The organism is Curtobacterium sp. PhB128 (assembly GCF_004340725.1).
In the GTDB taxonomy this organism is placed as follows: Bacteria; Actinomycetota; Actinomycetes; order Actinomycetales; family Microbacteriaceae; genus Curtobacterium.
This window is the reverse complement of the sequence record NZ_SLUR01000012.1, coordinates 1-25,720: the sequence shown is the minus strand read 5'-3', so window position 1 is coordinate 25,720 and position 25,720 is coordinate 1. Positions and strand designations below refer to the sequence as shown.

Below are 25,720 nucleotides of genomic sequence, written 5' to 3'. Positions count from 1 at the left end.
GACGCGACCCACGATCGGCCGGGAGGCACGGCGCCAGGCCGCCCCGCGCCTCCCGCCCGTCAGGGGGTGCGGTCCACAGCACGTGGTGCGCCATGCTGACAGCGTGCGTTTCGACGAACTCCTCACCCGGTCCGACGGTGCCGCGATCGCCGAGGAGCTCGCCGCCCTCCGCCGACCCGCCCGGTACGTCCTCGAAGGCATCCACCAGGAGTCCCGGCAGAAGTACTGGCAGTTCCGCGTCGACATAGACGAGGCCGCGCAGACCTGGACCCTCGTCCGCCAACGGGCCAAGCCGGTCTCCTACCGCGACGGCGTGCTGCACGACCCCGACGACGGTCCGGACGAGATCTCGTTCGCCCGGAGCATGGTCTCCGATCCCGTCGTCCGGATGGCCGTGCCCGACCTGATGCTCCGGTGGGGTCGCGGCCCCGAGAGCTTCCACCCGATCCTGGTCGAGCACATCGGCGAGCACTCGATCCTGGTGACGTTCGAGCACCGCGGGGATCCGGCGACCCGCACGACGATGGTGATCGACGAGGGCGACGGCATCGCCCGCCGCTTGTCGGAGTACGGCGAGGACACGATCATCACGAGCGTGCGGACCGCCGAGCCGGACGAGGTCCTGCCCCGCGCTCGCTTCGTGCAGCCGACGGACTGGATCCGTCCCGAGTACTGAGACGGTGACGGTTCCGGTTCACGATCCCCGACGATCGCGAACCAGAACCGTCAGCGCTCCGGCACGAGAACACCACCGCCCGCCGAGAACGCGCGGCCCTCGGCCTCGAGGACGGCCAGGGGATCGCGGCCGTCCGAGGCGTCCGGCCAGCGCAACCCCGGCGCCACGGTGCCACTCCCCTGCAGGACCCGGTGTGTCCTGCGGATGTGGGTCCCCGCCAGGTGCGCGCCCACCGCAGCTTGCAGCGTGGTCTCACGGACGTCCATGGTCGCTCCCCAGCCGGATGAGTGACCGTTCTGCACCGGCCCACGCGATGAGCGCCGGGTCGTGGGTCGCCACGACGACAGCGCTGCCCGATGCACGCAGCGCGTCGAGACCGCTGCGGACGCGCGCCGCGCTCTCGGTGTCGAGCGACGCGGTGGGCTCGTCGGCGAGAACGAGTCGTGGCCGCTGCGCCAGCACTCGTGCGACGGCCACTCGCTGCTGTTCGCCGCCGCTCATCGTCCCAGCACGAGCATCCCGCCGACCACCGAGCCCGACGATCAGCAGCGCCTCGTCGATCCGATCGCTGAGTGCCGCCCGGGTGACGCCACGGGGCCGCAGCACCCGCAGGTTCTGGGCAACGGTCCACTCCGGCACGACGGCGTGGTCCTGCACGACGAGGCCGATGGTGTCTCGGCGCAGTCCACGCCGCTCCCCCTCGCTCGCCGTGTGCAGGTCAGTGCCGTCGACGACGACCCGACCCCGCGGCGGTCGTTCCAACCCGGCGAGGCAGCGGAGCATCGTGCTCTTCCCCTGTCCGGACGGTCCGCGCAGGGCAAGGGCCTGTCCGGCGCCGAGCTGGAACGTGATGTCGTTCCAGAGCGTCCGCCCGGCGATGTCGTAGCCGATCCCCTCGATGCTGAGTCGCTGGTGATCGGTCATCGGCGTGGCCTCTCTCGGTGGTGTGTGGCGGCGAGCAGGACGGACAGCGCGACTGCGGTGAGCACGCCGACTGCCCCGGCCGTGCTGGCAGCGAGCAAGGCGCCGCTGCCGGCACCGGTGCCGTCGTCGCCGACGAGTACGGTCACGGCGGTGGTCCCGGCGGCGATGCCGCTCGCGACGAGCACGAACCGCGCGTGCTGCACCGCGGGATGCCGGCCGACCAGGAATCGCAGCCGTGCTGCTCGTCGATGCCGCGTCCGGTGGTCGGCGATCAGGGTGGCGGCAGCGAACAGGATCGCGAGCACCGTCCCGGCCGAAGCGGCGAGGATGACGGCGCGGGATGTCCGGACGGCTGCGAGCGCTCGTTCGAGCACGGCACCGACTCGGTTGATCTGCGTGACGACGTCGAGCAGGTCAGCGTCCGTGAGTTGCTGGACGAGCGCGGTCCGGTCGGCGAACCGGACCTCGCCGTTCCGGGTCGCGGTGCCGAGTCGGTTCGGCGGCAGGTCCCGCACGTCGGTCACCACGATGACGGGCACGTCCGCGCCGGTGGTGGTGCGTGGCAGCACCCAATCGATCCAGCGGTCAGCGGCGGCGACGATCGGTGCGGTCGATCCGACGACCTCGGTGTGGATCGGGACGACTCGGGGCGCTTGGTCGTCGTCCACCTCCCAGCCGTCGTCGAAGCTCTCCCGCACGCCGTCGGCGATCGCGTCGATGTCGGTCGCCACCGACTCGGGGACCAGCACGGTGACACCGTCACGGTCGTCCCCGACCAGCTGCTCCGCCCGGTCTCCGGCGACCAGCAGCGCGTCCTGCATGAACGTCGTCTGCGCCAGCTCGGCGGTGCCGGTGGCGAGGGCAGCCAGCGCAACGCGCCCGAACGCGTCCTCGTCGGCGACTGAGGCCATCCCGACCCCCAGGACCACGTCGTCGCCGTCGGCGGTCTCGGAGCGCAGCGATCGCTCGAGCTCGGAGGCCGTCCGCTCCTGCTCGACGAGGACACTGGTGCTCACGGTCAGGATGCTGACGAGTGCGACACCGCACAGTGCCACGACGGTCGGGCGCCAGACCGGGGCCGCGAGGCTCGTCCACCTGCGGCGGCCGACGACGGAGCAGACGACGTGGAGTCCGACGACACCGACGAAGGCGGCGGGGAGCATCACTCCGGCGAGCCCGACGCTGAACGACCAGATCATCGGCGATGCCCCGCGGACGAGCAAGTAGACGGCGAGCGCCCCGCACACCACCAGGGAACAGAAGACGAGCAGCCCCGCTGTCTCGAGGGCTTCACGAGCGGCGATGCGTTTCGGTGACAATCCGGAGAGTCCGCGGAGCCGCTGTCGGCTGTCCCGCCGGTCCGACTCCGCGACCACGGCGATGACGACGCCGAGCGCGATGCACGCCACGATCGCCAGGATGCCGGGCTGCCCGATCACCGCTGGTGCCAGTACGCGGACCGTCGGGGTCGCGTCGACGAACTCGAATTCCGCAGTGCGCAACGCGTCGAGGAAGGCACCGACTTGCACCGCCGATCCGTCGACCGCGTACGACCAGACGATGACGGCGTCACCGATGTCGCTCGCCGGCCGGTCGACGACGTTCCCCCAGAACACCGGGGCGGCGACGGAGCCGGCGAACGAGTACGCGGTGACGGTGCTCGGCGCGCCGGAACGATCCGGCACGACGAGGGCGAGCGACACGTCGTGGTCCTCGGCCAGTTCCGTGAGCTGCTGGATGTGCTCCTGCTTGGTCGGACCGAGCGGCAGGTCGACCATGTCGATCGTCGTCCGGCCGGTGAGGTACCCGCTCGCCTCACCACTCCCGACCACGAACACGATCAGGCCGACGAGCAGGAGCGGTACGGCCGCCACCGCGAGGACGGTGGCGGCCGCGAAGTTCCGGATCAGTAGATCGCCCAGAAGGCCTGGTTGCCCCACAGTGCTTTCGGGCGGCTCGCGCCGGCGATCTTGCCCTTCGCGATCCGTCCCGACGACTTGGTCACGCCGGAGGACTTGACCGAGGTGCTGTGGGTGTACCGACGGTTGTCGTAGGCGGAGACGACCTGGTGGCCGATCACGCCGTACGACCACGTGCCGCCGCCGACGACGGTCGTGGCGTCGGTACCGAGGTCGTCGGCGGACGCGCTGCCGCCAATGGCGGTTGCATCATCCGGAGCAGCCTGTGCGACACCGGCGCCGAGGACACCGCACAGCGTTGCAGCCGCGATGACGGCCGAGAGCTTTCCGAAGCGCTTCATGGAAGGGCCTTTCTGCTGGGGGAACGGGAGGGCCGCGTCGACCCCGCACCGAGCCAAGCAGAGCGACGCCAGAATCTGAAGTTCCGGATATCTCGAATACGACATGCTCGCGTCCTTCCCGCACCATCCCCCGATCGGAGGATGCAGCACCACCGCCCCCACCGATCCCCCGCGGCGCCCCACCGGCCAGGCTGGACCCATGCCCGAGTCCCCCGCCATCGAGGTCCAGCACCTCAGCAAGCAGTACGCCACCGGCAAGGTCGCCGTCGACGACGTCAGCTTCACCATCCAGCCCGGCGAGACCTTCGCCCTCCTCGGCCCGAACGGCGCCGGCAAGTCCACGACGGTCGAGATCCTCGAGGGGTACCGGTCCCGCTCGGCCGGCGAGGTCCGCGTCCTCGGTCACGACCCCGCACGCACAAGCCGCAGCCACAACGCACGCATCGGCATCGTCCTGCAGACCAGCGCCGAGTCCCCGAACGTCACGGTCGCCGAGCAGCTGAACCACTTCGCGACGCTGTACCCGAAGCACCGCAGCACCGAGGAACTCCTCGCGGCCGTCGGGTTGACCGACCAGCGCAACACCCGCATCGCCCGACTCTCCGGTGGCCAGCGCCGCCGCGTCGACGTCGCCCTCGGCATCATCGGCCGCCCCGAGGTGCTGTTCCTCGACGAACCGACCACGGGCTTCGACCCGGAGGCCCGCCGGCAGTTCTGGGACCTCCTGCGCCAGGTGCAGTCCGAGGGCACGACGATCCTGCTCACCACGCACTACCTCGACGAAGCCGCCCAGCTCGCCGACCGGGCAGCGGTGATCGCCGACGGGAAGCTGCTCGACATCGCCCCGATCGACGAGATCGGCGGCGCCGAAGCCCGCACACCACGAGTCCGCTGGCGCGACGACGCCGGCGACCTGCACGACGAGCGCACGAGCGACCCGACCGCGCTCGTCCGCAGCAGCACCACGGCCATGCACGACCTCGAAGTCATCCGCCCGTCCCTCGAGGACGTCTACCTCGGAATGGTGGGCCAGTAGTGAACACCGCGACCAGCCGCATCTCGTACGAGATCCGCTCCTACTTCCGCGCTCCCGACGCCGTCTTCTTCACGTTCCTCTTCCCCATCATCATGTTGGCGCTGTTCTCGGTGGCCTTCGCGGACGCCGACCCGATCCGCGCCGTCGCCAGCAACGGGCGACCGATCAGCGTCGACTACGCCACCTACTACCTGCCCGGTCTGGTCGCGACGGGCATCCTGCTCTCCGGCACCCAGTCCCTCGGCGTCGACATCGCGACCGAACGCAGCGACGGCACGCTGAAGCGCATCGGCGGCACACCACTGCCGGTCCTGAGCTACTTCGTCGGCAAGATCGGCATGGTGCTCGTCACGACCATCGTGCAGACGGCGCTGCTGCTCGGGATCGCCAGCCTGGTGTTCGGCGTCGACCTGCCGACCGACGCGAGCAACTGGGGGGTCTTCGCGGGCGTGATGGTCCTCGGCATCGCCACCAGCTGCGTCCTCGGCATCGCGATCTCGGCGCTCCCCCGCGAGGGCCGCCGCGCCACCGCCACGATCGTCCCCATCGTCCTGGTCCTGCAGTTCATCTCCGGCGTCTACCTGCCCTTCACGCAGCTGCCCGACTGGCTGCAGAACGTCGCCTCCGTCTTCCCCCTGCGCTGGATGGCGTCCGGCATGCGGTCCGTCTTCCTGCCCGACGCGTTCGCGTCTGCCGAGCCGGGAGGCGCGTGGCACCTCGCCCTCGGAACGCTCGTGTTGGTCGCGTGGCTGGTCGGGGGCACGGTGGCCTGCGCCCTCACCTTCCGCTGGAACCGCAAGGACGCCTGATGGGGCCTGTGGAGAACCGCTCCGCGGTCCTGCATCGATGGGATGCTGTGGTCATGAGCGGCGAGACGTGGGTGCGCAACCGGTGGTTGCACGTGTTCTTCGCGGGCACGATGCTCCTCACCGCCGTGATCACCGCGCTCGGCTGGTCCCCGTGGTCGACCCGCTCGCCGGCCTACCTGGCGGTGGTGGTCCTCGTCGTGGCGTACATCGCGTACGGGCACCGCGGCTACGACAGCCCCCGAGCCGCCGCGGTGTTCCTACCGCTCGTCATCGTCGCCGCCCTCGTGCTGCCGGCCGTCGTGCCGAGCACCGCCTTCGTGCAGTGCATCGTGTTCCCGCTCGTGTGGGTGCAGTCCGAGCGGGTCCGCACCGCGGTCCTGTTGTCCATCGCGGTCGGCGTCGCAAGCGGCATCGGCCTGCAGGTCTCCGAGGGCCCGGACGCCCTCGTCAGCACCCTGCTCATCGAGGGCATCAGCGTGATCGGTGCCTGCGCGATGGGCGTGTGGATCTCGAGCGTCGCCGGCCTGTCCGAGGAGCGCCGCCAGCTCGTCGAGGAACTCCGCGCCACCCAGCAGTCCCTCGCCGACGCGAACCGTACCGCGGGCATCGCGAGCGAACGGGAGCGCCTGGCCCGCGAGATCCACGACACCGTCGCGCAGAACCTCGCCGGCATCGTCATGCTCACCGAACGGGCCCGCGGCGACCTGGCGAACGACCGCCCCGATGCGCTCGAGGAACGGCTCACCGTCCTCGAGGAGTCCGCCCGCGCCGCCCTCGAGGAATCCCGCACCCTCGTCGCAGCCGGAGCCGCCGGCATGACCCGCGACAGCCTTGCCGGCGCCCTCCACCGCCTCGCCGAACGGCACACCCGCGAGACCGGCGCGGTCGTCACGGTCGACGCGGCCGACTGCGCGCTCGACCGTGATGCGCAGGTGGTCCTGCTGCGGGTCGCGCAAGAGGCCCTCTCGAACGTCCGCGCGCACGCCGACTCTGGCTCGGCGCAGGTCCGTCTGGTCTCCGAGGACGGGCAGACCGTGCTGCGGATCACCGACGACGGCGCCGGGTTCGACCCCGAGCAGCCCACGGGCGGGCACGGGCTGCGCGGGCTGCGGGAGCGCCTCGCCCTCGCTGGCGGCACCTGCACGATCACGAGCGCCCTGGGCCGGGGCACCGTCGTCGAGGCGATCCTGCCCACCGGAGCCGCACCGGGCCTCCCGTCCGCCGTTCGCCACCCCGTGACGGAGGTGACCCGGTGATCCGCGTCGTGGTCGCTGACGATCACCCGATCGTCCGCTCGGGCATCGTCGCACTGTTGCAGGACGCCGACGACATCGACGTGGTGGGCCAGGCCAGCGACGGTCGTGCAGCGGTGTCGGTGGTGCTAGCCGAGCGCCCCGACGTCGTGCTGATGGACCTCCGGATGCCCGAGCTCGACGGCGATGCGGCGACGGCGGAGATCCTCGCGGCCGAGCCAGGCGTCCGCGTCCTGATCCTGACGACGTACGAGTCCGACGACCAGATCCTCGCGGCCATCGAGGCCGGGGCGACCGGCTACCTGCTCAAGGCGGCCCCGGAGTCCGAGATCCTCGCCGGGGTGCGGGCGACGGCCCGGGGCGAGACCGCCCTCGCACCCTCCGCTGCCGCCGCGCTGGTCCGACGAGCAACGGGTTCGTCGGCCGTGGCTGCTGGCCCGTCGCTGACCCCGCGTGAACTCGAGGTCCTGCAGCTCGTCGCCCAGGGCAACTCGAACCCAGCGATCGGCCGCGCCCTGTTCCTCAGCGAGACGACGGTGAAGACGCACCTCGGGCACGTGTTCGAGAAGCTCGGCGTGAACGACCGCACCCGTGCCGTGACCCGCGCGATGGAGCTCCGCCTGCTCCCGTGATCCCCCGGTGCGCCGGTCATCGGGAGCGGGTGTACCGTCAGGTAGTCAGCATGCTGATCATCTGAGAGGACACGCACATGAGCGCCCCAGCCGCAGCTCCCACCACCACCCTCGATCGCCGCCGGTGGATCGGTCTGGTCGTGATCAGCCTGGCGGTCGCGCTCATCATCGTCGACTCCACGATCGTGAACGTGGCGATCCCGAGCATCGTCGCCGACCTCGACATCGGCTCGACGCTCGTGCAGTGGGTGCAGGAGAGCTACACGCTGGTCTTCGCCGCGCTGCTGCTTGTCTTCGGTGCCGTCGCGGACCGCTTCGGTCGCCGGCGCCTGCTGACCATCGGCGTGATCCTGTTCGCGGTGGCGTCGGTCCTGGCGGCGCTGTCCCCGACGGGCGAACTGCTCGTGGCGTCCCGCGTGCTGCAGGGTGTCGGTGGCGCGATGGTTCTGCCCACCACGCTGTCGATCCTCAACGCGACGTTCACCGGCCGGGAGCGCGGCATCGCCTTCGCGGTGTGGGGCTCCACGATCGGCGGGATGGTGGCGGTCGGTCCGCTGCTCGGCGGCTGGCTGACGACGGACTTCTCGTGGCGGTGGGCCTTCGGCATCAACGTCCCGATCGTGGCGGTCATCCTGGTCGGCCTCGCGGTCGCCGTGCGGGAGTCGCGCGACGCCGAGCACACCGGCCGCATCGACCTCGTCGGCGCCCTGCTGTCCGTGATCGCGAGCGCTGCGCTGGTCTTCGGGCTGATCGAGGGTCGCACCTACGGCTGGTGGACTCCGTCGTCGACACCGTTCACGATCGGCTCGTGGTCGTGGGACGGCCCGGTCTCGCCGATCCCCGTCGCGTTCGTGATCGCGATCGCTGCCGGGGTGGCCTTCGTCGTCCGCTCCCGGCGCCGGCAGCGTGCGGGCCGGTCGACGCTCATCGCCCCCGATCTGTTCGGCATCGGCTCGTTCCGGAACGGCTCGATCGCGGCGCTCATCGTGTCGCTCGGCGAGTTCGGCATCATCCTGTCGCTGCCCCTCTGGCTGCAGAACGTCCTCGGCTACTCGGCGCTGCAGACCGGCTTCGTGCTGCTGGCCCTGGCGATCGGGTCGTTCGTCGCGAGCGGGTTCGCGGCCACGGTCGGACAGCGGATCGGGGCGCTGCCGATCGTGCGGATGGGCATCGGCGCCGAGATCGTCGGGGTCGCCGCGATCGGGTTCGTCGTGACCTCGTCGACCCCGTGGTGGGCGATCGTCCCGTGCCTGTTCGTCTACGGCTTCGGCGTCGGACTCGCGACGGCCCAGCTCACCGGCGTCGTGCTGCAGGACGTCCCCGTGGAGCGCAGCGGCGAGGCCTCGGGTGCCCAGAGCACCGCGCGCCAGATCGGTTCAGCGCTCGGCATCGCGGTCCTCGGGACGGTGCTGTTCACCTCGACGGGCAGCATCCTGGAGCACCGCCTGCAGGACGCCGGCGTCTCGACCGCCCAGTCCGAGCAGATCGCCGACACCGTGGTGCAGTCCTCGGGCGGAGCGATCGCCGGCCTCGAGGGGCAGACCCGCGCCGACGCCGCCGAGGCGTTCTCCGACGGCACCCGCGCTGCCGCGTTCTCGGCCGCCGGCTTCCTGGTCATCGGCCTCGGTGCGACCCTGCGGCTCCGCGCCCCGCGCCGCCCCGACGACGAGGACCAGGCGTGACCGGGGGTCCCTTCCTGCACCGCTCCTGACGGTTCTGGTTCACGATCCCCGAGGATCCTGAACCAGAACCGTCACCGGCCGGACGCGAACCCGCGTCCCCCGTGCCGTGGACGCGACCACCGACGGGACAGGAGGCACGGCGCCTGCCTGCACCGTGCCTCCCGTCCGCTCCGACGCGCGCCCTGCCATCGCGACGCGCGCCCCGCTCAGTGCTCCGCGTCCGCCCCCTCCGGTCGGACGCGAAGCACCCGCGCTGTGGGGGTCGCCCCGCCGTTGGCGACCTCGAGCGAGCCCGAGGCGGCGTCCCACGTCACGGACCACGACCCGAGCGCCGTCGGGAACAGCGGCTCGACGACGACCGCTTGCCCGGCGAAGCCCGGCAGCGGCAACGACACCGATCCCGACGCACCGGGCAGCGACCACACCGACAAGTACAGATCGCCCGACGGAGCACGCAGGCCGAGCGCGAGCCACGGGTCCTCCCATGCCGGCAGCCCGAGCGGCCACTCCGGCACCGACGACTCGATGATCTCGAGCACTGCTCGGTGTGCGGCGATCGCAGAACGCACGACGGCCCGCTGCGATGTGCTCATCGAATTGAGGTAGCCCGACAGGTACATCCGCCCGAGCACTCCGTTCACGAGCGACAGGTCGAACAGGTCGGGCGACATCGACGGCGCCGGGTAGGCCCAGTTCCCGGCCTGCTCGGGCAGCATCGCGGCGGGGGCAGCGGCTGCGATCGACGCCGACAGCACCGGGTCCTGCTGGTCCGAGGTCGACTGCATGTGCAACCGGGACAGCATCGCGGAGTCGGCGCGCATCGCTCCCGAGGCGCAGTTCTCGATGAGCAGCGACGGGTACCGCTCCTGCACCGCGTCGATCCAGTCGAGCAGCGCACGCTGGTGGTCGAGCATCCCGGCGAACGGCCCGGTCATCGTGTTGTTGTCCATCTTGAAGAACGTCACGCCGAGCGACCCGACCAGTCGATCGACAACCGAGTCCAGGTGCGCCCGCGCGGCCGGTGACCGGAGGTCGAGCAGGTGCCGTCCGTGCTCGGCGACCCGCACGCCGTGGTGGTGGACGAAGGCGTCGTCCGGCAGGGTCGCGGCCAGCGGCGAGTGGATGCCGATGACCTCGGGTTCGAGCCAGAGCCCGGCCTGCATCCCCCGCGACCGGATGTGGTCGATGACGAACCCGAGCCCGGTCGGGAACCGCGAAGCAGCTTCCTCCCAGGCCCCGACGGTGTCCCACCAGTGCCCCTCGGCGTACCAGCCGGCGTCGATGCAGAACAGGTCCGCTCCGGCATCGGCAGCGGCGTCGATCAACGGCAGCAGCTTCTCGGTGGTCGGGTCGCCCATGAGCGTGTTCATGTAGTCGTTGAACACGAGCGGCAGGGCGCGATCGGCCTCGCGCACGTGCCGGAACGCCCGACGCTGCGCCGTGAGGACCCCGAACGCCCCACCGACCGAGCCGGCGATCCCCACCGACACCGGCACGGACACGAACGGCTGCCCCGGAGCGACGACCGCCGTCCACTGGTGCTCCTGGTCGGTCGGTCCGCTCAGCAGCACGTACGCGTGCCGCCGGGTCTCGCCGAGCTCGTACAGCCACGGCCCGTTGTGCTCGACCTGCCAGACGAGCGCGTAGGGCGCAGCGCCAGCGGACGGAGCAGTCGTCAGCACGCCGATCGGCAGTGCCTCACCGGTCGACCACGACCCCCGGTTCTGCACGACGGCGCGGCTGCGGGGCGGGTGGTGCTGCGCCTCGCGGTCGATCGCCGCGAGTCCGATCGACCGCAGCGGATCGGTCCGCCACCGGCTCTCGGCCGCCCAGTCGTTGTCCGCGTGCACGAGGGCCAGGTCGTCGACGCCGGCCCCGGAGTCCGTCAGGAACGCCCCGGTCGCGAACGACGACACGAAGTCCACGACGTGCTCGCCGTCCTCGGCGGATACCTCGGTCCACGTCTGGAAGCCCGCGACGTCGGCGCGCGCCCGGAAGACCGACTCGACCTGGAGGCCCGTGGCCACGTCCGCCTGCACGATCCGGAACCACGGGTCGGTCGCGTCGTCCGACACACGCCACGACACGGGTCGCAGTCGCGCCCCGATCGTGGAGTCCACGTGCCGGTACCCGCCCGGGAACCGCCCGTGTCCGATCGTCGTCAGCTCCACCAGGGGCTGCGGGTCCGCGGGCCCATCGAGGAGCGCCCCGTCGGCGCGTGCTCCGCCGGCGAGCGCTCCGCCGGCCGCCACGAACGACACGAGTGCCGCGGGCTGGTCGTCGCCGATCCGGAACCGTGCCGAGAACCCCGGGGTGACCCAGTCGGCGAAGACTCCGCTCACCGTGCGCCGACCGGAGCGGGCTCACTCGACATCCACGCGCCGACGCCGTGGTCGTAGCAGGTGGTGTTGTCGATCTTCGAGCGGTCGAGAGCGCTGCCCGAGGTCACCTTGCGGTCGGTGCGCTCCGGGTCGGGGGCGGCCTCGGCGAGCAGCCGGGTGTAGTCGTGCTGCGGGTCGAGGATGACGGCGTCGGAGGGCCCGCGTTCGACGACCCGGCCGCGGTAGAGCACCAGGATCTCGTCGGAGAAGTGGCGTGCGGTCGCCAGGTCGTGCGTGATGTAGAGCACGGCGAGGTGGTCCTCGCGCTGCAGGCGGCCCATCAGGTTGAGCACGCTGAGCCGGATCGACACGTCGAGCATCGACACCGGTTCGTCGGCGATGAGCACCTGGGCCCCGGGGGCGAGTGCGCGGGCGATGGCGACGCGCTGCCGCTGTCCGCCGGAGAGCTCGTGCGGGCGGCGGCTCGCGAAGTCCTCGTCGAGGTTGACGCGGCCGAGCAGTTCCCGCACCTTCTCGGCGGTCTCGTCGGCACCCCGGGCTCGGTGGTGCAGCTGGAGCGGCCGGGCGATGTGGTGCTCGATCGAGTGGAACGGGTTGAGCGAGGCGAAGGGGTCCTGGAACACCATCTGCACGTGCCGGCGGTACATGCTGCCGACGACGGGTGTGCCGTCCTCGAGCCGGACGTCGATCGAGCCGCGGGTGGTGCTCTCGAGCTTGGCGAGCATCCGGGCGATGGTGGACTTGCCCGAGCCGGACTCCCCGACCAACGCCACGGTCTTCCCGGGCAGCAGCTCGAACGACACGTCGTCGACGGCGTGCAGGGTGGTGCGCTTCAGGCCCTTGCGGGTGTGGAAGTCCTTGCCGAGGTGGCTGACGGTCACGCTGGTCATCGGATCTCCTCGTGGACGGCTGCCGCGTGGTCGTCGACGCCGGAGCGGATGAACGCGCCGCGCTCCCCCGACAGGCTCGGGAACGACTGCAGCAGCTTCTGCGTGTACGGGTGCTTCGGGTCGTGCTGGATGACCGAGGCCCGGTCGCACTCGACGACCTCGCCGCGCAGCATGATCGCGATCCGGTCGCTGATCTCGAGCAGCAGCGGCAGGTCGTGCGTGATGAACACGACGGCGAACCCGAGCTCGTCGCGCAGGCGGACGATCTCGCGCAGGATCTCGCGCTGCACCACGACGTCGAGTGCGGTGGTGGGCTCGTCCATGATCATGATCTGCGGTTCGAGCAGCATGGCCATCGCGATCATCACGCGCTGCCGCATGCCGCCGGACAGCTCGTGCGGGTACGCGGTGATGCGGGACGGGTCGACGCCGACGCGGCTCAGGGCGTCCTCGGCGATCGCGCGCCGCTCCTTGCGGGACAGGTCGCGCCGGTGTTCCTTCAGGGCGTCGTCGAGCTGCGCCCGGATGGTGGTGACCGGGTTGAGGGCGTTCATCGCGCCCTGGAACACCATCGACAGCTTCGACCAGCGCACGGCCCGCAGCTGCTCGTGCGGCAGCCCGAGCAGGTCGATGTCGGTGCCGTCGCGGTCGTGGAACGTGATGCTGCCCGAGGCGACCTTCGCCGGCGGTCGGTGCAACCGGGTGATGGCGTAGGCCAGGGTCGTCTTCCCGCAGCCGGACTCCCCCGCGAGCCCGAGGATCTCGCCGGGGGCCAGGGTGAGCGACACGTCCTTGACGGCGTGCACGGGGTGTTCGGTCTCGTAGACGACGTCGAGGTGGTCGATCGTCAGCACGGCTTCGGCACTCATCGGACGAACTCCTTCGTGGTGCGCGCGGAACGCGAGGCGCGGGCGGCACGCTTGGCGCGACGTTCGCGCCGCCGTTTGGCGCGCACGTTCGCCAGTCGTGGGTTGATGACCTCGTCGATCGAGAAGTTCACCAGGGACAGGCCCATGCCGAGCAGCGCGATGAGCAGGCCGGGTGGCACGAACCACCACCAGGCGCCGTTCGCCAGCGCGAAGCCGTTCTGGGCGTAGAAGAGCATGGTGCCGAGCGTCGACGAGTTCGACGCCCCGAGGCCGAGGAACGACAGCCCCGCTTCCCCGAGGATCGCGGCGATCACCGCGAACACGAACTGCGACGCCAGGACGGGCAGCAGGTTCGGCAGGATCTCGACGGCGATGACCCGCCAGGGTCGTTCACCGGCGACCCGGGCGGCGGAGACGTAGTCGCGGTTCCGGATCGACATCGTCTGCGCCCGCAGGACCCGGGCGGACCCGGCCCACGAGGTGATCGCGAGGACGACGGCGATGGTCCAGAGCCCGCGGGCCTCGCGCGGGACCAGGCCCGAGATGACGATGACGAGCGGCAGGCCGGGGATGACGAGGAACACGTTCGAGAACAGCGAGAACGCCTCGTCCATGATCCCGCCCAGGTACGCGCCGAGGATACCGAAGAACGCGGACAGCACCGTGGCGAGGACGCCGACGATCAGGCCGATCTGCAGGCTGCCGCGAGTGGCGTAGGCGAGCTGGGCGAGCACGTCCTGCCCGGTCTGGGTCGTCCCGAGCAGGTTCTCGCCGCTCGGGCCCTGCAGTCCGGAGTCGCGGATGGTGGTCGGGTCGCCGACGAGCAGCGGTCCGAGGACGCCGAACAGCGTGACGCCGGCGACGAGCGCGATGCCCGTGATGAGCCACGGGGTCAGGGTCGGCAGGAAACGGCGGATGCCGCCCTTCGGTCGTGACGCGCGGGCCGTGGCGATGCTCCGCGTCGACCCGGCGTCGGCTTCCTCGGCGAGTGCGCCGATGGTGGGTTCGGTGTCCTGCTGGATGTTGGTCATGGCGTGTCCTCCCTAGCTCCGCGCCCGCGTCCGCGGGTCGATGAGCCCGTACAGCAGGTCGACGACGAGGTTCGCGCCGAGGACCGCCAGGGTGATGAACAGGAAGATCCCCTGCATGAGCGCGTAGTCGTTGTTGGTCACCGCGGACAGCAGCTTCGACCCGATGCCCGGGTACGAGAACACCTGCTCGGTGACGACGGAGCCGGACACGATGAACCCGAGGGAGATCGCGAAGCCGGCGACCGATGGCAGCACGGCGTTCCGGGCGGCGTAGTTCCGCAGGATCTTGCCGTCGGACAGCCCCTTGGCCTGCGCGGTGGTGATGTAGTCCTCGGACAGCGTCGACACCATCATGTTGCGCATGCCGAGCAGCCAGCCGCCCAGCGACGCGAGCACGATCGTCACGGCCGGCAGCACCCCGTACTGGATCGCCGAGGCGATGAAGTCCCAGTTGAACCCGGGGGTCAGGATGACGTCGTAGCCGCCCTGCGCCGGGAACAGGTGGATGCCGGTGGCGAAGAAGTACACCAGGATCAGCGCGAGCCAGAAGTACGGCACCGCGGCGAGCAGGGTGGTGGCCGGCACGAACGAGTCGAGCCAGGTGCCCGGACGCCAGCCGACGAAGGCGCCGAGGCCGACGCCGATGATGGCGGCCAGGATGGTGGCGATGCCGACCAGGGCGATGGTCCACGGCAGCGAGCTCGCGATGACCTCGGTGACGGGGGCCGGGAAGTAGCTGACGGACACCCCGAGGTCACCGCGGAACACGTTGACCAGGTAGTGGCCGTACTGGGAGATCAGCGGCTCCGAGGAATCGCCACCGAGGAGCAGCTCGTACGCCTGCCGTGTCGCCGGGGTCACCTGCCCGCCGCGCTGCTGGAGCTTGGCGAGCAGGATGTCCACCGGGTTCCCGGGCAGCAGCCGCGGGATGATGAAGTTCAGCGTCAGTGCCGCCCACAGCGCGACGATGTAGAAGCCGATCTTGCGCAGGAAGTAGGTCATCGTCGAGTGCTCCTCGGTCGCGATCCCATCGTGGTCAGCCCTTCGCCGGCTTCAGTGCCTTGAAGATCTCGGCGTTGTCCGGGCTCGCCCAGACGGCCGGGAAGGCGTAGAGGTCGTCCTTCGTGGGCCAGCCGGTGAACTTCGCCGCGTGGAACTCACTCGTCGTGCCACCGGTCATCACGGGGATGTACGGCAGGTCCTCGACGATGTGCTGCTGGATCGTGTCGAGCTCCGGCTGCGTCGCGGCGGTGTCCTCGGGGTTGATCGTGGCGAGCTTCGCGATGGCCTTGTCCACGTCGGGGTTGCTGTACCGCGAGATGTTCATCGGGGCTGCTGCACCGACCTTCGCGGTGTTCGCCGTCGTGAAGTAGTTGTTGTACAGGTAGTACGGGTTCGCCGTCGGGCCCTGGCCGAGCGAGTCGATCGCGAGCTCGAAGTTGCCCTTGGTCTTCTTGTCGGTCCACTCGTTCCACGACGACTGCTGCGCCTTGAGCTCGATGCCCGCGGCCTTGAGCTGCTGCGTCATGGTGTCGATCGCGGTGATGTAGTCGGTCCAGCCGGTGACGACCTCGACGGTCAGGGACAGCTTCTTGCCGTCCTTGGCGTAGATGCCGTCGGCGCCCTTCTTCCACCCGGCGCCCTCGAGCGACGACGCGGCGGCGGCCTTGTCGGCGGTCTCCGGCATCACGGCCGGCTCGATGTCCTTCGAGATGGTGTCCTTCTGCGTCGTGGTGAGCGCGAAGGTCGGCGAGATCTCGCTCGCGGTGTTCTCGAACGCCAGCGAGTTGAGCTGCTTGCGGTTGATCGCGTCGGCGATGGCGTGCCGGACGGCCGGGTCGGTCTGCGGGCCGGTGCACCCGAGGTCGGTGTTCGCGCAGGTGAGCAGCGCCATCTGGTTCTGGCCGACGGTGATGCCGTCGTAGCCGTTGTAGTTGCCGGCGATGTCGTCCATGTTCGGCACCGGGCCGGTCTGCCAGTCGATCGAGCCCTGCTTGAGCGCGTCGGCGCCGGCGGTGTTGCCGGAGAGCGACAGGTAGCGGATGGTCTTCACGGCCGGGGCGCCGTCCCAGTACTTCTTGTTCGCCTCGAGGGTGAAGGCCTGCGCCTTGAAGGTGCCGAGCGTGTACGGACCGGTGCCGACGGGCTCGCGCACGACGTCGGTGGTCGGGTCGATGTCCTTCCACAGGTGCTCCGGCACGATCCAGGTCTTGCCGAGCAGGTTCGGGCCGAGCACGAACGACGGCTTGTCGAACGTCACGACGACCTTGGAGTCGCCGTCGGCCTTCGCGGTGCCGTCGTAGCCGATCGAGTTCAGGGCCTTCTGCTTCTTGAGCATGTCGAGCGTGAACACGACGTCCTTCGAGGTGAAGGGCTCGCCGTCGCTCCAGGTCGCCCCGTCGCGCAGCGTGATGGTGAGCTGCGTGCCGTCGGTGTTCCACTCGTACGACTTGCCGAGCAGCGGCTTCGGGTCGTTCGTGTTGACGTTGGTGATGAAGAACAGCGACTCGTAGATCGTGCCGACGCCGCCGATGTTGGACGGCGACCACGGGTTGAAGTTGATCTGGTAGTCGCCGGACTGTCCGGTGTAGGCGACCAGGGTCGAGGCGGCGTCGTCCTTCGTGCTGGCGTTGCCGCTCGCGCTGCAGCCGCTCAGCGCGAGGCCGGCGGCGAGGAGGACGGCGGCGCCGATGGCGAGCCGTGAACGGGTTGGGTTGAACATCGTTGTCCTCTCGGTCTGCGTCGTCGCAGGATCCACGTTGTGAGCGTGATTGTTACACGCGTAAACTAAGGCGGTCAAGGGGTCGCGTCACGGCCCCGTCACGATTGAGGAGACGCAATGGAGCGGACCACCCTGGACGGCACGTGGACGGTCGAGGCGGTGCACGGCCCGGCACAGGCCGATGCGCACCGGGAGCCGGTCGCCGCGATCGTCCCCGGCTGCGTGCACACCGACCTGCTGCGGGCGGGCCGGATCCCCGACCCGTTCGACGGCGACAACGAGGCCGCGACCCAGTGGATCGGCGACACGGTCTGGCGGTACCGCCGCACCTTCGCGTGGTCGGGCGAGACCGGCACGGGCCCGACCACGCACGCCCGCCACGACCTCGTCGCCGACGGACTCGACACCCTCGCGACGATCGAGCTGAACGGCATCGTCGTCGCCACCACCGCGAACCAGCACCGCGCGTACCGGTTCCCCGTCGGGCACCTGCTGCGCCCCGGTACGAACGAGCTCGTGATCACCTTCGACGCCCCGGTCCCCGCGGCCGAGCGACTGTCCGCCCTGCACGGCGGCGAACTCCCCCACGTCAACCACCACCCGTACAACGCACTCCGCAGGAACGCGTCGAACTTCGGCTGGGACTGGGGCATCGACGTCGCCACGAGCGGCATCTGGAAGTCGATCGGCATCGAGTCGTGGAGCGACGCCCGCATCGCGGCCGTCCGCCCCCTCGTCGACGTCGACGGCACCACCGGCGTGCTCACCGCGCACGTCGACGTCGAGTCCGCAGGTTCCACCGGGGCCTTCTCCCAGCACATCGGGTCGGCTCCGGTCGCAGGGGTGTCCGGTCGGGCCGGCCTGGAGGCGCGGGTCACCCTGACCCCGCACGTCACCCCCGGCGGGGCCGACGGCCACGGCGCCGCCCTGGCCGAGCAGAACACGTCCGCCCCCGGCGCGAGCGGCACCGATGCGGCGGCGACGCCCGTCGGGTCCGGCACCGTGCCTCCCGGCCGCCCGTCCGCGCCGGGCGCGACGTCCGTCACCAGCGTGCGCGCCGTCGTCGACGGCACCGCCGTCGTGCGGCTCGAGGTCCCCGACGTCGCCGTCTGGTGGCCGCGCGGCGAGGGCGACCAGCCGCTGTACGACGTCCGGGTCGAGGTCGGCGACGACGTCTGGACCGGCCGCGTCGGGTTCCGCACCGTGACGCTCGACACCGCCGCCGACGCCGGCGGAGCCCCGTTCCTGCTCCGGGTGAACGACCGGCCCGTGATCGTGCGGGGCGCGAACTGGATCCCCGACCACGCGTACCTGACCGAGATGACGCCCGAGCGCTACGCCGACCGGATCGACGACGCGATCGAGGCGAACGTCAACCTGCTCCGCATCTGGGGCGGCGGGATCTACGAGTCCGACGACCTGTACGACCGCTGCGACGAGCTCGGGGTGCTCGTATGGCAGGACTTCCTGTTCGCCTGCGCCGCCTACGCCGAGGAGCCCTGGCTCGCCGACGAGGTCGAGCCCGAGGTCCGCGAAGCCGTCACCCGCCTCAGCCCGCACCCGTCGCTCGTCGTGTGGAACGGCAACAACGAGAACCTCGTCGCGTACGCCGAGTGGGGCTGGCGGCCGTCGCTCGTCGGCCGGACCTGGGGCAACGGCTACTACCGCTCGCTGCTGCCCGCGATCGTCGCCGAGCTCGACCCGACCCGTCCGTACACGCCGGGCAGCCCGTTCTCGTTCGACGAGTACCTGACGCCGAACGACGAGCGGAACGGCAGCGTGCACATCTGGGACGTCTGGAACCGGCTCGACTACCGCGCCTACGCCGACTGGAACCCGCGGTTCGTGGCGGAGTTCGGGTTCCAGGGGCCGCCCGCCTGGTCGACCCTCACCGCCGTGGTGCACGACGAGCCGCTCGACCCCGACGGCCACGAGATGCTCGTGCACCAGAAGGCCGACCAGGGCAACCGGAAGCTCGCCGACGGCATGCGCGGGCACCTGCCGACGCCGACGAGCATCGAGGACTGGCACTGGGCGTCACAGCTCAACCAGGCGCACGCGATCCGCTTCGGCATGCAGTGGTTCCGGTCCCGCACGCCCGACAACACCGGGATGATCGTCTGGCAGCTCAACGACGACTGGCCCGTGGTGTCCTGGGCGCTCGTCGACCACGCGGGCATCCGGAAGCCCGTCTGGTACGCGGTGCGGCAGGCCTACCAACCGGTACTGCTGACCGTGCAGCCCGCTACCGAGGGTGCTGCTGGTGGGCTCGACGTCGTGCTTGTGAACGCGTCCGGGGCGCCGGCCGCCGACGAGGTCACGGTCGCCCGCGTCGCGTTCGACGGCACGGTGCTCGACTCGTCGTCGTTCGCGCTGGCCGCCGCACCCGCCGATGCCGACCGGGTCACGCTGCCGGCCTCGCTCGCCGTGCCCGGGGACGCCGGGTCCGAGGTGCTCGTCGTCACCGGAGCCGGAACCCGCACGGTGTTCGACTTCGCCGAGGTCGTCGACCAGGTGCTCGCCCGCGCACCGCTGTCCACGTCGGTCACGGGGACGGACGACGGGGCGGTCGTCACGGTGACGGCGACGTCCTACGCGCGGGACGTCTCGCTGTTCCCGGACCGCGTGGACCCGGCCGCTCGGGTCGACGACGGGTTGGTGTCCCTGCTCGCCGGCGAGTCGGTGACCTTCACGGTGACGGGTGCGCCGGGCATCGACGCCGAGGCGCTCGTCGGCCCGTTCGTCCTCCGTCACGCGGGCTCGCTCCTCCCCTGACGCGGGCCGCGCCCGGGCGGGGACGGGTTCCGCCAGCGGCATGACGGTTCTGGTTCACGATCCTGCGAGATCGCGAACCAGAACCGTCAGCACACCAGTACGGCCGCGCCGTCCCGCCGAGCGGGCGAAACTCCCGCGTGCGCACGCCACGAACCGGGATGTTCCGCCCGCTCGCCGGCCGCGCCTGCCCGACCACGGCCGACGGCCGCGCCAGCCGGCGGCCGGCAGGGGCGCGTCAGTCGAGGGCGTGCAGCTCGAACACGATGGCGGTCGCGGGGGCCAGCAGCGGCAGCCGCGCCCCGATGTCCTCGAGCACCGCGCCCGACAGCTCCAGGTGCCCGCGCACGAGCCACGCCGGCGGCACCATGTCGAGCCCGTGCGGCACCCGCAGCCCCGTGACGGGCGCCAGCCGGTAGCGCCGCGCCCGGTCGAGCCCCCGCATCCGGAGCGGCACCGGCAGCGACTGCGGCCCGGTCTCGGTCCGTGCGACCCGCACCAGCGCTCGCGACCGGTCGACGGCCACGACCGAGGTCGCCACGAGCCCGGGGTCGCCGAGCTCCAGGTGCCGCAGCCGGCCGGTGTGCAGCAGCCCACGCTCCCGCTTGTACAACGCCGTCCACGCCCGCAGCCGGTCGAGCTCCGTCGGGGACAGCCGGGTGACGTCGGTCTCGATGCCGGCGGAGCCGAACAGCGACACCGCCATCCGGAAGTCCAGGTCGAGGTGCCGGCCGGTGGTGTGCGAGACCTCGGGGCCGACGTGCGAGCCGATCAGCTCGAGCGGCAGCAGTGCCTCGGTCCACCGCTGGATCGGCAGGCGTTCGAACGCGTCGTTCGAGTCGGACGGCCACACACGGTCGGTGCGCTCCAGCACGCCGAGGTCCACGCGGGCGCCGCCGCTCGCGCACGCCTCGATCTCGAGCCACGGGTGCCGGGCGCGCAGCGCGTCCATCAGCGTCCAGACCCCGCGGGTGTGCGCGTCGATGCCCGCACGTCCGGCGTGGACCGCGTGCACGATGTCGCGGTTCTGGTCCCACTTCACGAAGTCGACGTGGTGCGCCCCGATGACGGCGGACATCGCCTCGAGCACGTACGCCCGCGCGAGCGGGTTCGCCATGTCGAGCACGTACTGGTTCCGCCACGTGCGGACGTGGTCCTCGGGGCGCTGCAGCAGCCACTCGGGGTGCGCCGCCGCGAGCTCGGACACCGGGCTCACCATCTCTGGCTCGAACCACAGCCCGAACTCCATGCCGAGGCCGCGGACCCGGTCGACGAGCGGCCCGAGGCCGTCCGGCCACACCGTCGGGTCGACGCGCCAGTCCCCCAGCGACGTCGAGTCCGAGCGGCGCCCGAGGAACCAGCCGTCGTCGAGCACGAACCGCTCGACACCGATGTCCGCGGCGGTCTCCGCCAGGGCCACCAGGGGTGCGAGGCCCTGCCGGTAGTAGACGGCCTCCCACGTGTTGAGCACCACCGGCCGGGGGCGCTTCGGGTGACCGGGGCGGCTGCGGAGCGAGTCGTGCAGCCGGTCGGACAGGCGGTCGAGCCCGGCGTCGCTCCAGACGAAGACGGCGTCGGGCGCGGCGAAGGACTCCCCCTGCCCGAGGACGACCTCGCCGGCGCGCAGGAGTTCCCCGGCACCGAGCAGCGGTCGCGCCTCGGCGAGCAGGTCGTACCGGTGCACCGAGTCGGCGCTCCAGGCCAGGTGCACGGCCCAGAGCTCACCCTGGGCGTCCGAGAACCCCGGCGTCCCGAGCACGAGCAGCGTCGGGGCGTCGTGGCCGGTGCGACCGCGGCGGCTCTCCCGCGCGTGGCTGCCGGCGGTCAGGGTCCGCCGCTGCGGGGTGCGCTCCCGCGTCCACCGTCCGGCCAGGTCGAGCACCTCGCCGACCCGTTCGCCCACGGGCAGCGTCGCCTCGAGCGCCTCCAGGTGCACGGGCACGGCGGCCCCGTTCGTCACGGTGTGCCCGACGCGCAGCACCCCCGCGGCGTCGAGCCGGAAGGCGCTCCGCAGCAGCAGTTCGTCGGACACCGCGGTCACGACCAGCGCGCCCGGCTCCGCGGTCACCTCGACGTCGCGCCACCGCGGCACGAGCGGCAGCCCGTCGACGTGCCCGGCGATCGCGGGTCGTCCCTCCCACCCGTCGCGTTCGGTCGGCAGCACGGTCAGTGGCCAGGCTGCATCGAGGGCGCTCGGTCCGAGCGGCCGTCCGAGCGCGAGCAGCAGTTCGGCGCCGTCGCCGTCCGTCACGGGTCCGACGTCGCGGCCCCAGTGCAGCACCTCGGGCAGCCCGTCGTCGGCGGTCGCCAGCACGAGCGACACCCCGCCGCCGCGCAGGACCTGCACCTGCCGTCCGTCGACCGCCTGCGCCGGCGCCGGGTCGCGGTCCACGACGGTCACGACGCACGCTCCTCGCGCAGGACGCGGACGCGACCGGCGGGCACGACGGTCTCCGGCCCGTGGCCGGAGCCGTCGAGCAGGTCCGTACCGGACGCGACGACCGTCACGTCGTCCGCGCGGTGGTTGACGAGGAACAGGAAGACGGATCCGTCGTCGTGGACGCGGCGCACCGCCTCCAGGCCGGGAGGCGCGGTGACCGTCCGCGGGAGCGCGCGCTCCTCGACGACCCGGTCCACGAGCCGCTGGGTGCTCTGGGCAGGCAGCATCGCGGACACGTACCAGGCGCCGCCGCCGACGGCGCGGCGGGTGACCGCTGCGCGGTCCGCGAGCGGTCCGTCCGTGTACCGGAGCACGACGTCGGCGTCGTCGACCACGACGGCCTCGGCCCAGTCGGTGACGGTACCGCCGTCGTCGAGCGTGCGGGTCTCGTCGCGCTGCAGCGGGGTGAACTCCTCGCTCCAGGCCCCGAGCACCTGCCGGAACGCGCCCGGGTAGCCGCCGGCGCGGATGCGGGCGGTCTCGTCGGCGACGCCGGACAGGTAGGTGACGATGAGGGTCGCGCCGCGGTCGACCACCGCGGCGATCCGTGCGGCGGTGGCGTCGTCGACGATGAGCATCGTGGGGACGACCACCACGTCGTAGCCGTCGAGGTCGGCGTCCGAGGGCACGACGTCGGTGAGCACCTGCCGGTCGTGGAACGCGGCGTACCAGGCACGGAGCTCTCGGGAGTACCGCAGCGCTCGGTGCGGCTTCAGCCCGGACTGCAGCGCCCAGCCGGACGGCTCGTCGACGACGATCGCGACCCGGGCCGGCTCGACGCGGCTGCCCTGCACGGGGGCGAGGTCGCGGAGTGCCCGGCCGAGCGCGACGACCTCGCGCCAGATCCGGGTGCGGGTGCCGGCGTGCGGGACCATCGCGGAGTGGAACTGCTCGGCCCCCGCGGTGGAGGCCCGCCACTGGAAGAACAGTGCGCCGTCGGACCCGCGGGCGACGTGCGCGAGCGAGTTGCGCAGGATCTCGCCCGGTTCCTTCGCCCGGTTGCGCTGCTGCCAGCTCGGGCCGCCCGTCGAGTGCTCCATGAGCAACCACGGGGTGCGGCCGGCGGTGATGCCGCGCATCCGGTCGGCCGCGAGGGCGAGGTCCTGTTCGCGGTGCGGGTCGTCGACGAGCGTGTAGTGGTCGTTCGCCGGGATCGCGACGTGCTTCGCCCACTCGGCGTAGTCGACGACCTGGGAGCCCGCGCCGACCATGAAGTTCGTCGTGACGGGGACGTTCGAGTGCTGCTCGATGACGGCCTTCTCGGCGTCGAAGTGCCGGAGCAGCGCGTCGGACGAGTACCGCTCGAAGTCCAGGAAGAGGCCGGGGTTCGGTGCGCCGCCGACGCCACGCGGGGGTGAGACCTCGTCGAAGGACGTGTAGGTGTGCCCCCAGAAGGCCGTTCCCCACGCGGCGTTGGCGGTGTCGACGTCCCCGTACCGGTCGGCGAGCCAGCGCCGGAAGTCCGCTGCCGACTCCTCGCAGTAGCAGCGGCCATTCCCGCCACCGAGCTCGTTGCTCACGTGCCACAGCCGCACCGCGGGGTGGTGACCGTACCGTTCGGCCAGGGCACCGACGATCCGCAGGGCGTGCTCGCGGAAGACCGTCGACGCCGCACACCACCCGAGGCGTCCGCCCGGGCGCTCCCGTCGCTCCGTCGCGTCCACCGGAAGGACCTCGGGGTGGGCGGTCAGCAGCCAGTTCGGCGGGGCGGCGGTCGGCGTCGCGAGGTCCACGGCGATGCCGTTGTCGTGCAGCAGGGCGATGACGTCGTCGAGCCAGTCGAAGGTGTACTCCCCCGGCGACCGCTCGAGCAGCGCCCACGAGAAGACCCCGATCGTGACCAGGTTCACCCCGGCCTCGCGCATCAGGCGGACGTCCTCGAACCAGACCTCGCGCGGCCACTGTTCAGGGCTGTAGTCGCCGCCGAACGACAGGCCGTCGGTCGGCCACGGGACGGTGGGGGCAGCGGTCACGGCATCTCCTTCGATGGGTGGACCGCACCAGCCTCCCGTCTCCGGCGGTGTTTGTCAACGTGTGTAACTAACGCACTGTCAGTGGTGCCGCATCAGGTCTCCAGCAGCTGCCGGATCGCGAGGACCGCCCCCGCTCGCGCCCACTCCGAGAACTCGAACGGCTGCACCTCGACCGTCACCGGCTGCCGGTACGGAGCCAGGGCCGCACGGAGCGACTCGTCCACCGTGGTCCGTGCCAGGTCGTACACCGGCAGCCCGTCTCCGGTCAGGACGATCGCGGCAGGGTCGGCGATGTGCACCGTGGTGGCCAGGACGACACCGAGTGCTCGTCCGGCGTCCTCGAACGCCGCCACGGCCTGCTCGTCACCGTTCCGCGCGAGCTCGACGACCTGCTCGTACGACGATCCCTCGCGCCCGGCGTTCCGCACGATCACCGGACTCGGCAGGTAGCTCGAGGCACACCCCGCGTGCCCGATGCCGCAGTCGGGCCCACCACCGAGGACCGGTAGGTGCCCGATCCGACCGAGCCGCCCGTGCTCGCCGGTGGATACCTGCCCGTTCACGATGAGTCCGAGGCCGAGCCCCTCACCCACGGTGACCAGGGCCATCGACCCACGGCCGGCGCCGGCACCGAACCAGTGCTCCTTGACGGTCAGGGCGTGGACGTCGTTCGCCGTGAAGGCTGCGAGCCCCGTTCGCTCCCGGACCATCCGTGCGAACGGGACGTCGGTCCACCCGAGGAACGGCGACGACGCGACAACGGCCTCTCCGCCCCGGATGAGGACGTCACCGGGCAGGGACACCCCGACGGCGCAGATCGCAGGGTGCACGGCACGGAGGCGCTCGTGCACGGTGCTGATCTGGTCGGCCAGGTCCTCCGGCAGGGTCGACGGCACCGTCTCCTCGTGCAGGGCGAGGACCCGCCCGCCCAGGTCGGTCACCGCGGCGTACAGACGCTCCCGGGTCAGCTTGACGCCGAGGAACTCCCACTGCCCCGAACTCGACTGCAGCAGTTCCGACGGCCGACCGGTGGCCCCACGCACGTCGGTGCCGACCTCGACCACGAGCCGGTGCGCCACGAGGATCCTCATCGCCCGGGTCAAGCTCGCTCGCGACAGCCCGAGCGACCGAGCGATCTCCGCCCGCGAGAGCGTGCCGTGGATGAGGATCTCCCGCAGTGCCAAGCGGGAACCCTCGGGCAGTGCCGGCCAGGCTTCGGTCATCGTTCCTCCGTCGTCGGCTGATCCTACGGCTCAGCCCGGAAACGCAGAAAACCCCTGACCAGTGCTGGTCAGGGGTTCCCTGGTGTTGCCTACGTTAAGTCCGGCGGCGTCCTACTCTCCCACAAGGTCCCCCTTGCAGTACCATCGGCGCTGAGAGGCTTAGCTTCCGGGTTCGGAATGTGACCG

Annotated in this window: 20 protein-coding genes and 1 rRNA gene; 7 read left to right on the top strand and 14 right to left on the bottom strand. The window is 71.3% G+C overall.

The window, feature by feature from the left end; all coding sequences use genetic code 11:
• The first annotated feature begins 103 nt into the window (after positions 1-103).
• Positions 104-676, top strand: coding sequence for a hypothetical protein (locus EDF23_RS17090; RefSeq protein ID WP_131922540.1), 573 nt, complete (start codon positions 104-106; stop codon positions 674-676).
• Positions 677-726: 50 nt separating this feature from the next.
• On the opposite strand, the gene EDF23_RS17085 is transcribed toward EDF23_RS17090, so the two are convergent.
• From EDF23_RS17085 to EDF23_RS19355, 4 genes are read right to left on the bottom strand one after another with little or no spacing between them, the layout of a single operon-like run.
• Positions 727-942 (bottom strand): hypothetical protein, encoded by a 216-nt coding sequence (locus EDF23_RS17085; RefSeq protein WP_131922539.1) that lies wholly within the window; start codon positions 940-942, stop codon positions 727-729.
• Positions 929-1,600, bottom strand: coding sequence for an ATP-binding cassette domain-containing protein (locus tag EDF23_RS17080; protein WP_131922538.1), 672 nt, complete (start codon positions 1,598-1,600; stop codon positions 929-931). Before EDF23_RS17080 ends, EDF23_RS17085 begins: the two co-directional genes overlap by 14 nt.
• A complete protein-coding gene (locus EDF23_RS17075) occupies positions 1,597-3,474 on the bottom strand; it encodes a hypothetical protein (protein WP_131922536.1) in 1,878 nt (625 codons plus the stop codon). The genes EDF23_RS17080 and EDF23_RS17075 overlap by 4 nt, the downstream gene beginning before the upstream one ends.
• Positions 3,475-3,506: 32 nt before the next feature.
• Positions 3,507-3,860: a lactococcin 972 family bacteriocin gene (locus EDF23_RS19355; protein ID WP_165901178.1), complete on the bottom strand. Its 354-nt coding sequence runs from the start codon at positions 3,858-3,860 to the stop codon at positions 3,507-3,509.
• 199 nt (positions 3,861-4,059) lie between these two features.
• Here EDF23_RS19355 and EDF23_RS17065 point away from each other — a divergent pair, with 199 nt between their 5' ends.
• From EDF23_RS17065 to EDF23_RS17045, 5 genes are all read left to right on the top strand, one after another.
• The gene (locus tag EDF23_RS17065) at positions 4,060-4,896 is read left to right on the top strand and encodes an ABC transporter ATP-binding protein (protein ID WP_131922532.1); all 837 of its coding nucleotides are present in this window, start codon (positions 4,060-4,062) and stop codon (positions 4,894-4,896) included.
• Positions 4,896-5,705, top strand: coding sequence for an ABC transporter permease (locus tag EDF23_RS17060; RefSeq protein WP_131922530.1), 810 nt, complete (start codon positions 4,896-4,898; stop codon positions 5,703-5,705). The genes EDF23_RS17065 and EDF23_RS17060 overlap by 1 nt, the downstream gene beginning before the upstream one ends.
• 53 nt (positions 5,706-5,758) lie before the next feature.
• Positions 5,759-6,961, top strand: a complete 1,203-nt coding sequence (locus tag EDF23_RS17055; protein ID WP_165901177.1) for a sensor histidine kinase — start codon at positions 5,759-5,761, stop codon at positions 6,959-6,961.
• Positions 6,958-7,590: a response regulator transcription factor gene (locus EDF23_RS17050; RefSeq protein ID WP_123340278.1), complete on the top strand. Its 633-nt coding sequence runs from the start codon at positions 6,958-6,960 to the stop codon at positions 7,588-7,590. The genes EDF23_RS17055 and EDF23_RS17050 overlap by 4 nt, the downstream gene beginning before the upstream one ends.
• A 77-nt stretch (positions 7,591-7,667) precedes the next feature.
• Complete coding sequence (locus EDF23_RS17045) at positions 7,668-9,272, top strand: DHA2 family efflux MFS transporter permease subunit (protein WP_131922526.1); 1,605 nt, start codon at positions 7,668-7,670, stop codon at positions 9,270-9,272.
• A gap of 206 nt (positions 9,273-9,478) precedes the next feature.
• On the opposite strand, the gene EDF23_RS17040 is transcribed toward EDF23_RS17045, so the two are convergent.
• From EDF23_RS17040 to EDF23_RS17015, 6 genes are read right to left on the bottom strand one after another with little or no spacing between them, the layout of a single operon-like run.
• Positions 9,479-11,614, bottom strand: coding sequence for a glycoside hydrolase family 36 protein (locus EDF23_RS17040; RefSeq protein WP_131922525.1), 2,136 nt, complete (start codon positions 11,612-11,614; stop codon positions 9,479-9,481).
• Positions 11,611-12,504 carry an ATP-binding cassette domain-containing protein gene (locus tag EDF23_RS17035; RefSeq protein WP_131922523.1) on the bottom strand — a complete coding sequence of 298 codons (894 nt, stop codon included), beginning with the start codon at positions 12,502-12,504 and terminating at the stop codon, positions 11,611-11,613. Before EDF23_RS17035 ends, EDF23_RS17040 begins: the two co-directional genes overlap by 4 nt.
• Complete coding sequence (locus tag EDF23_RS17030; protein WP_123313058.1) at positions 12,501-13,373, bottom strand: ABC transporter ATP-binding protein; 873 nt, start codon at positions 13,371-13,373, stop codon at positions 12,501-12,503. Before EDF23_RS17030 ends, EDF23_RS17035 begins: the two co-directional genes overlap by 4 nt.
• Entirely contained in the window at positions 13,370-14,404 is a 1,035-nt protein-coding gene (locus tag EDF23_RS17025) for an ABC transporter permease (RefSeq protein ID WP_131922521.1), read from the bottom strand. The genes EDF23_RS17030 and EDF23_RS17025 overlap by 4 nt, the downstream gene beginning before the upstream one ends.
• Positions 14,405-14,416: 12 nt before the next feature.
• On the bottom strand, positions 14,417-15,406 hold the full coding sequence (locus tag EDF23_RS17020) for an ABC transporter permease (protein WP_111086984.1): 990 nt from the start codon (positions 15,404-15,406) through the stop codon (positions 14,417-14,419).
• A 34-nt stretch (positions 15,407-15,440) separates the two neighbouring features.
• Positions 15,441-17,126 carry an ABC transporter substrate-binding protein gene (locus tag EDF23_RS17015; RefSeq protein WP_131922519.1) on the bottom strand — a complete coding sequence of 562 codons (1,686 nt, stop codon included), beginning with the start codon at positions 17,124-17,126 and terminating at the stop codon, positions 15,441-15,443.
• Positions 17,127-17,243: 117 nt separating this feature from the next.
• On the opposite strand from EDF23_RS17015, the gene EDF23_RS17010 reads away from it, so the two are divergent.
• Positions 17,244-19,901 (top strand): glycoside hydrolase family 2 protein, encoded by a 2,658-nt coding sequence (locus EDF23_RS17010; RefSeq protein ID WP_131922517.1) that lies wholly within the window; start codon positions 17,244-17,246, stop codon positions 19,899-19,901.
• Between the two features lie 235 nt (positions 19,902-20,136).
• On the opposite strand, the gene EDF23_RS17005 is transcribed toward EDF23_RS17010, so the two are convergent.
• The 4 genes from EDF23_RS17005 to rrf form a co-directional block, all read right to left on the bottom strand.
• Positions 20,137-22,299, bottom strand: coding sequence for an alpha-galactosidase (locus tag EDF23_RS17005; RefSeq protein ID WP_243648970.1), 2,163 nt, complete (start codon positions 22,297-22,299; stop codon positions 20,137-20,139).
• Complete coding sequence (locus tag EDF23_RS17000) at positions 22,296-24,311, bottom strand: beta-galactosidase (RefSeq protein WP_131922515.1); 2,016 nt, start codon at positions 24,309-24,311, stop codon at positions 22,296-22,298. Before EDF23_RS17000 ends, EDF23_RS17005 begins: the two co-directional genes overlap by 4 nt.
• 92 nt (positions 24,312-24,403) lie before the next feature.
• Positions 24,404-25,534: an ROK family transcriptional regulator gene (locus EDF23_RS16995; protein ID WP_131922513.1), complete on the bottom strand. Its 1,131-nt coding sequence runs from the start codon at positions 25,532-25,534 to the stop codon at positions 24,404-24,406.
• Positions 25,535-25,632: 98 nt separating this feature from the next.
• Positions 25,633-25,720 (bottom strand): 5S ribosomal RNA (gene rrf / locus EDF23_RS16990); the annotation flags it as partial.

Coding starts and splice junctions, on each gene's coding strand:
- EDF23_RS17085 (WP_131922539.1), bottom strand. CDS start 942: ATGGACGTCCGTGAGACCACGCTGCAAGCTGCGGTGGGCGCGCACCTG.
- EDF23_RS17080 (WP_131922538.1), bottom strand. CDS start 1,600: ATGACCGATCACCAGCGACTCAGCATCGAGGGGATCGGCTACGACATC.
- EDF23_RS19355 (WP_165901178.1), bottom strand. CDS start 3,860: ATGAAGCGCTTCGGAAAGCTCTCGGCCGTCATCGCGGCTGCAACGCTG.
- EDF23_RS17065 (WP_131922532.1), top strand. CDS start 4,060: ATGCCCGAGTCCCCCGCCATCGAGGTCCAGCACCTCAGCAAGCAGTAC.
- EDF23_RS17055 (WP_165901177.1), top strand. CDS start 5,759: ATGAGCGGCGAGACGTGGGTGCGCAACCGGTGGTTGCACGTGTTCTTC.
- EDF23_RS17045 (WP_131922526.1), top strand. CDS start 7,668: ATGAGCGCCCCAGCCGCAGCTCCCACCACCACCCTCGATCGCCGCCGG.
- EDF23_RS17035 (WP_131922523.1), bottom strand. CDS start 12,504: ATGACCAGCGTGACCGTCAGCCACCTCGGCAAGGACTTCCACACCCGC.
- EDF23_RS17030 (WP_123313058.1), bottom strand. CDS start 13,373: ATGAGTGCCGAAGCCGTGCTGACGATCGACCACCTCGACGTCGTCTAC.
- EDF23_RS17025 (WP_131922521.1), bottom strand. CDS start 14,404: ATGACCAACATCCAGCAGGACACCGAACCCACCATCGGCGCACTCGCC.
- EDF23_RS17020 (WP_111086984.1), bottom strand. CDS start 15,406: ATGACCTACTTCCTGCGCAAGATCGGCTTCTACATCGTCGCGCTGTGG.
- EDF23_RS17015 (WP_131922519.1), bottom strand. CDS start 17,126: ATGTTCAACCCAACCCGTTCACGGCTCGCCATCGGCGCCGCCGTCCTC.
- EDF23_RS17010 (WP_131922517.1), top strand. CDS start 17,244: ATGGAGCGGACCACCCTGGACGGCACGTGGACGGTCGAGGCGGTGCAC.
- EDF23_RS16995 (WP_131922513.1), bottom strand. CDS start 25,534: ATGACCGAAGCCTGGCCGGCACTGCCCGAGGGTTCCCGCTTGGCACTG.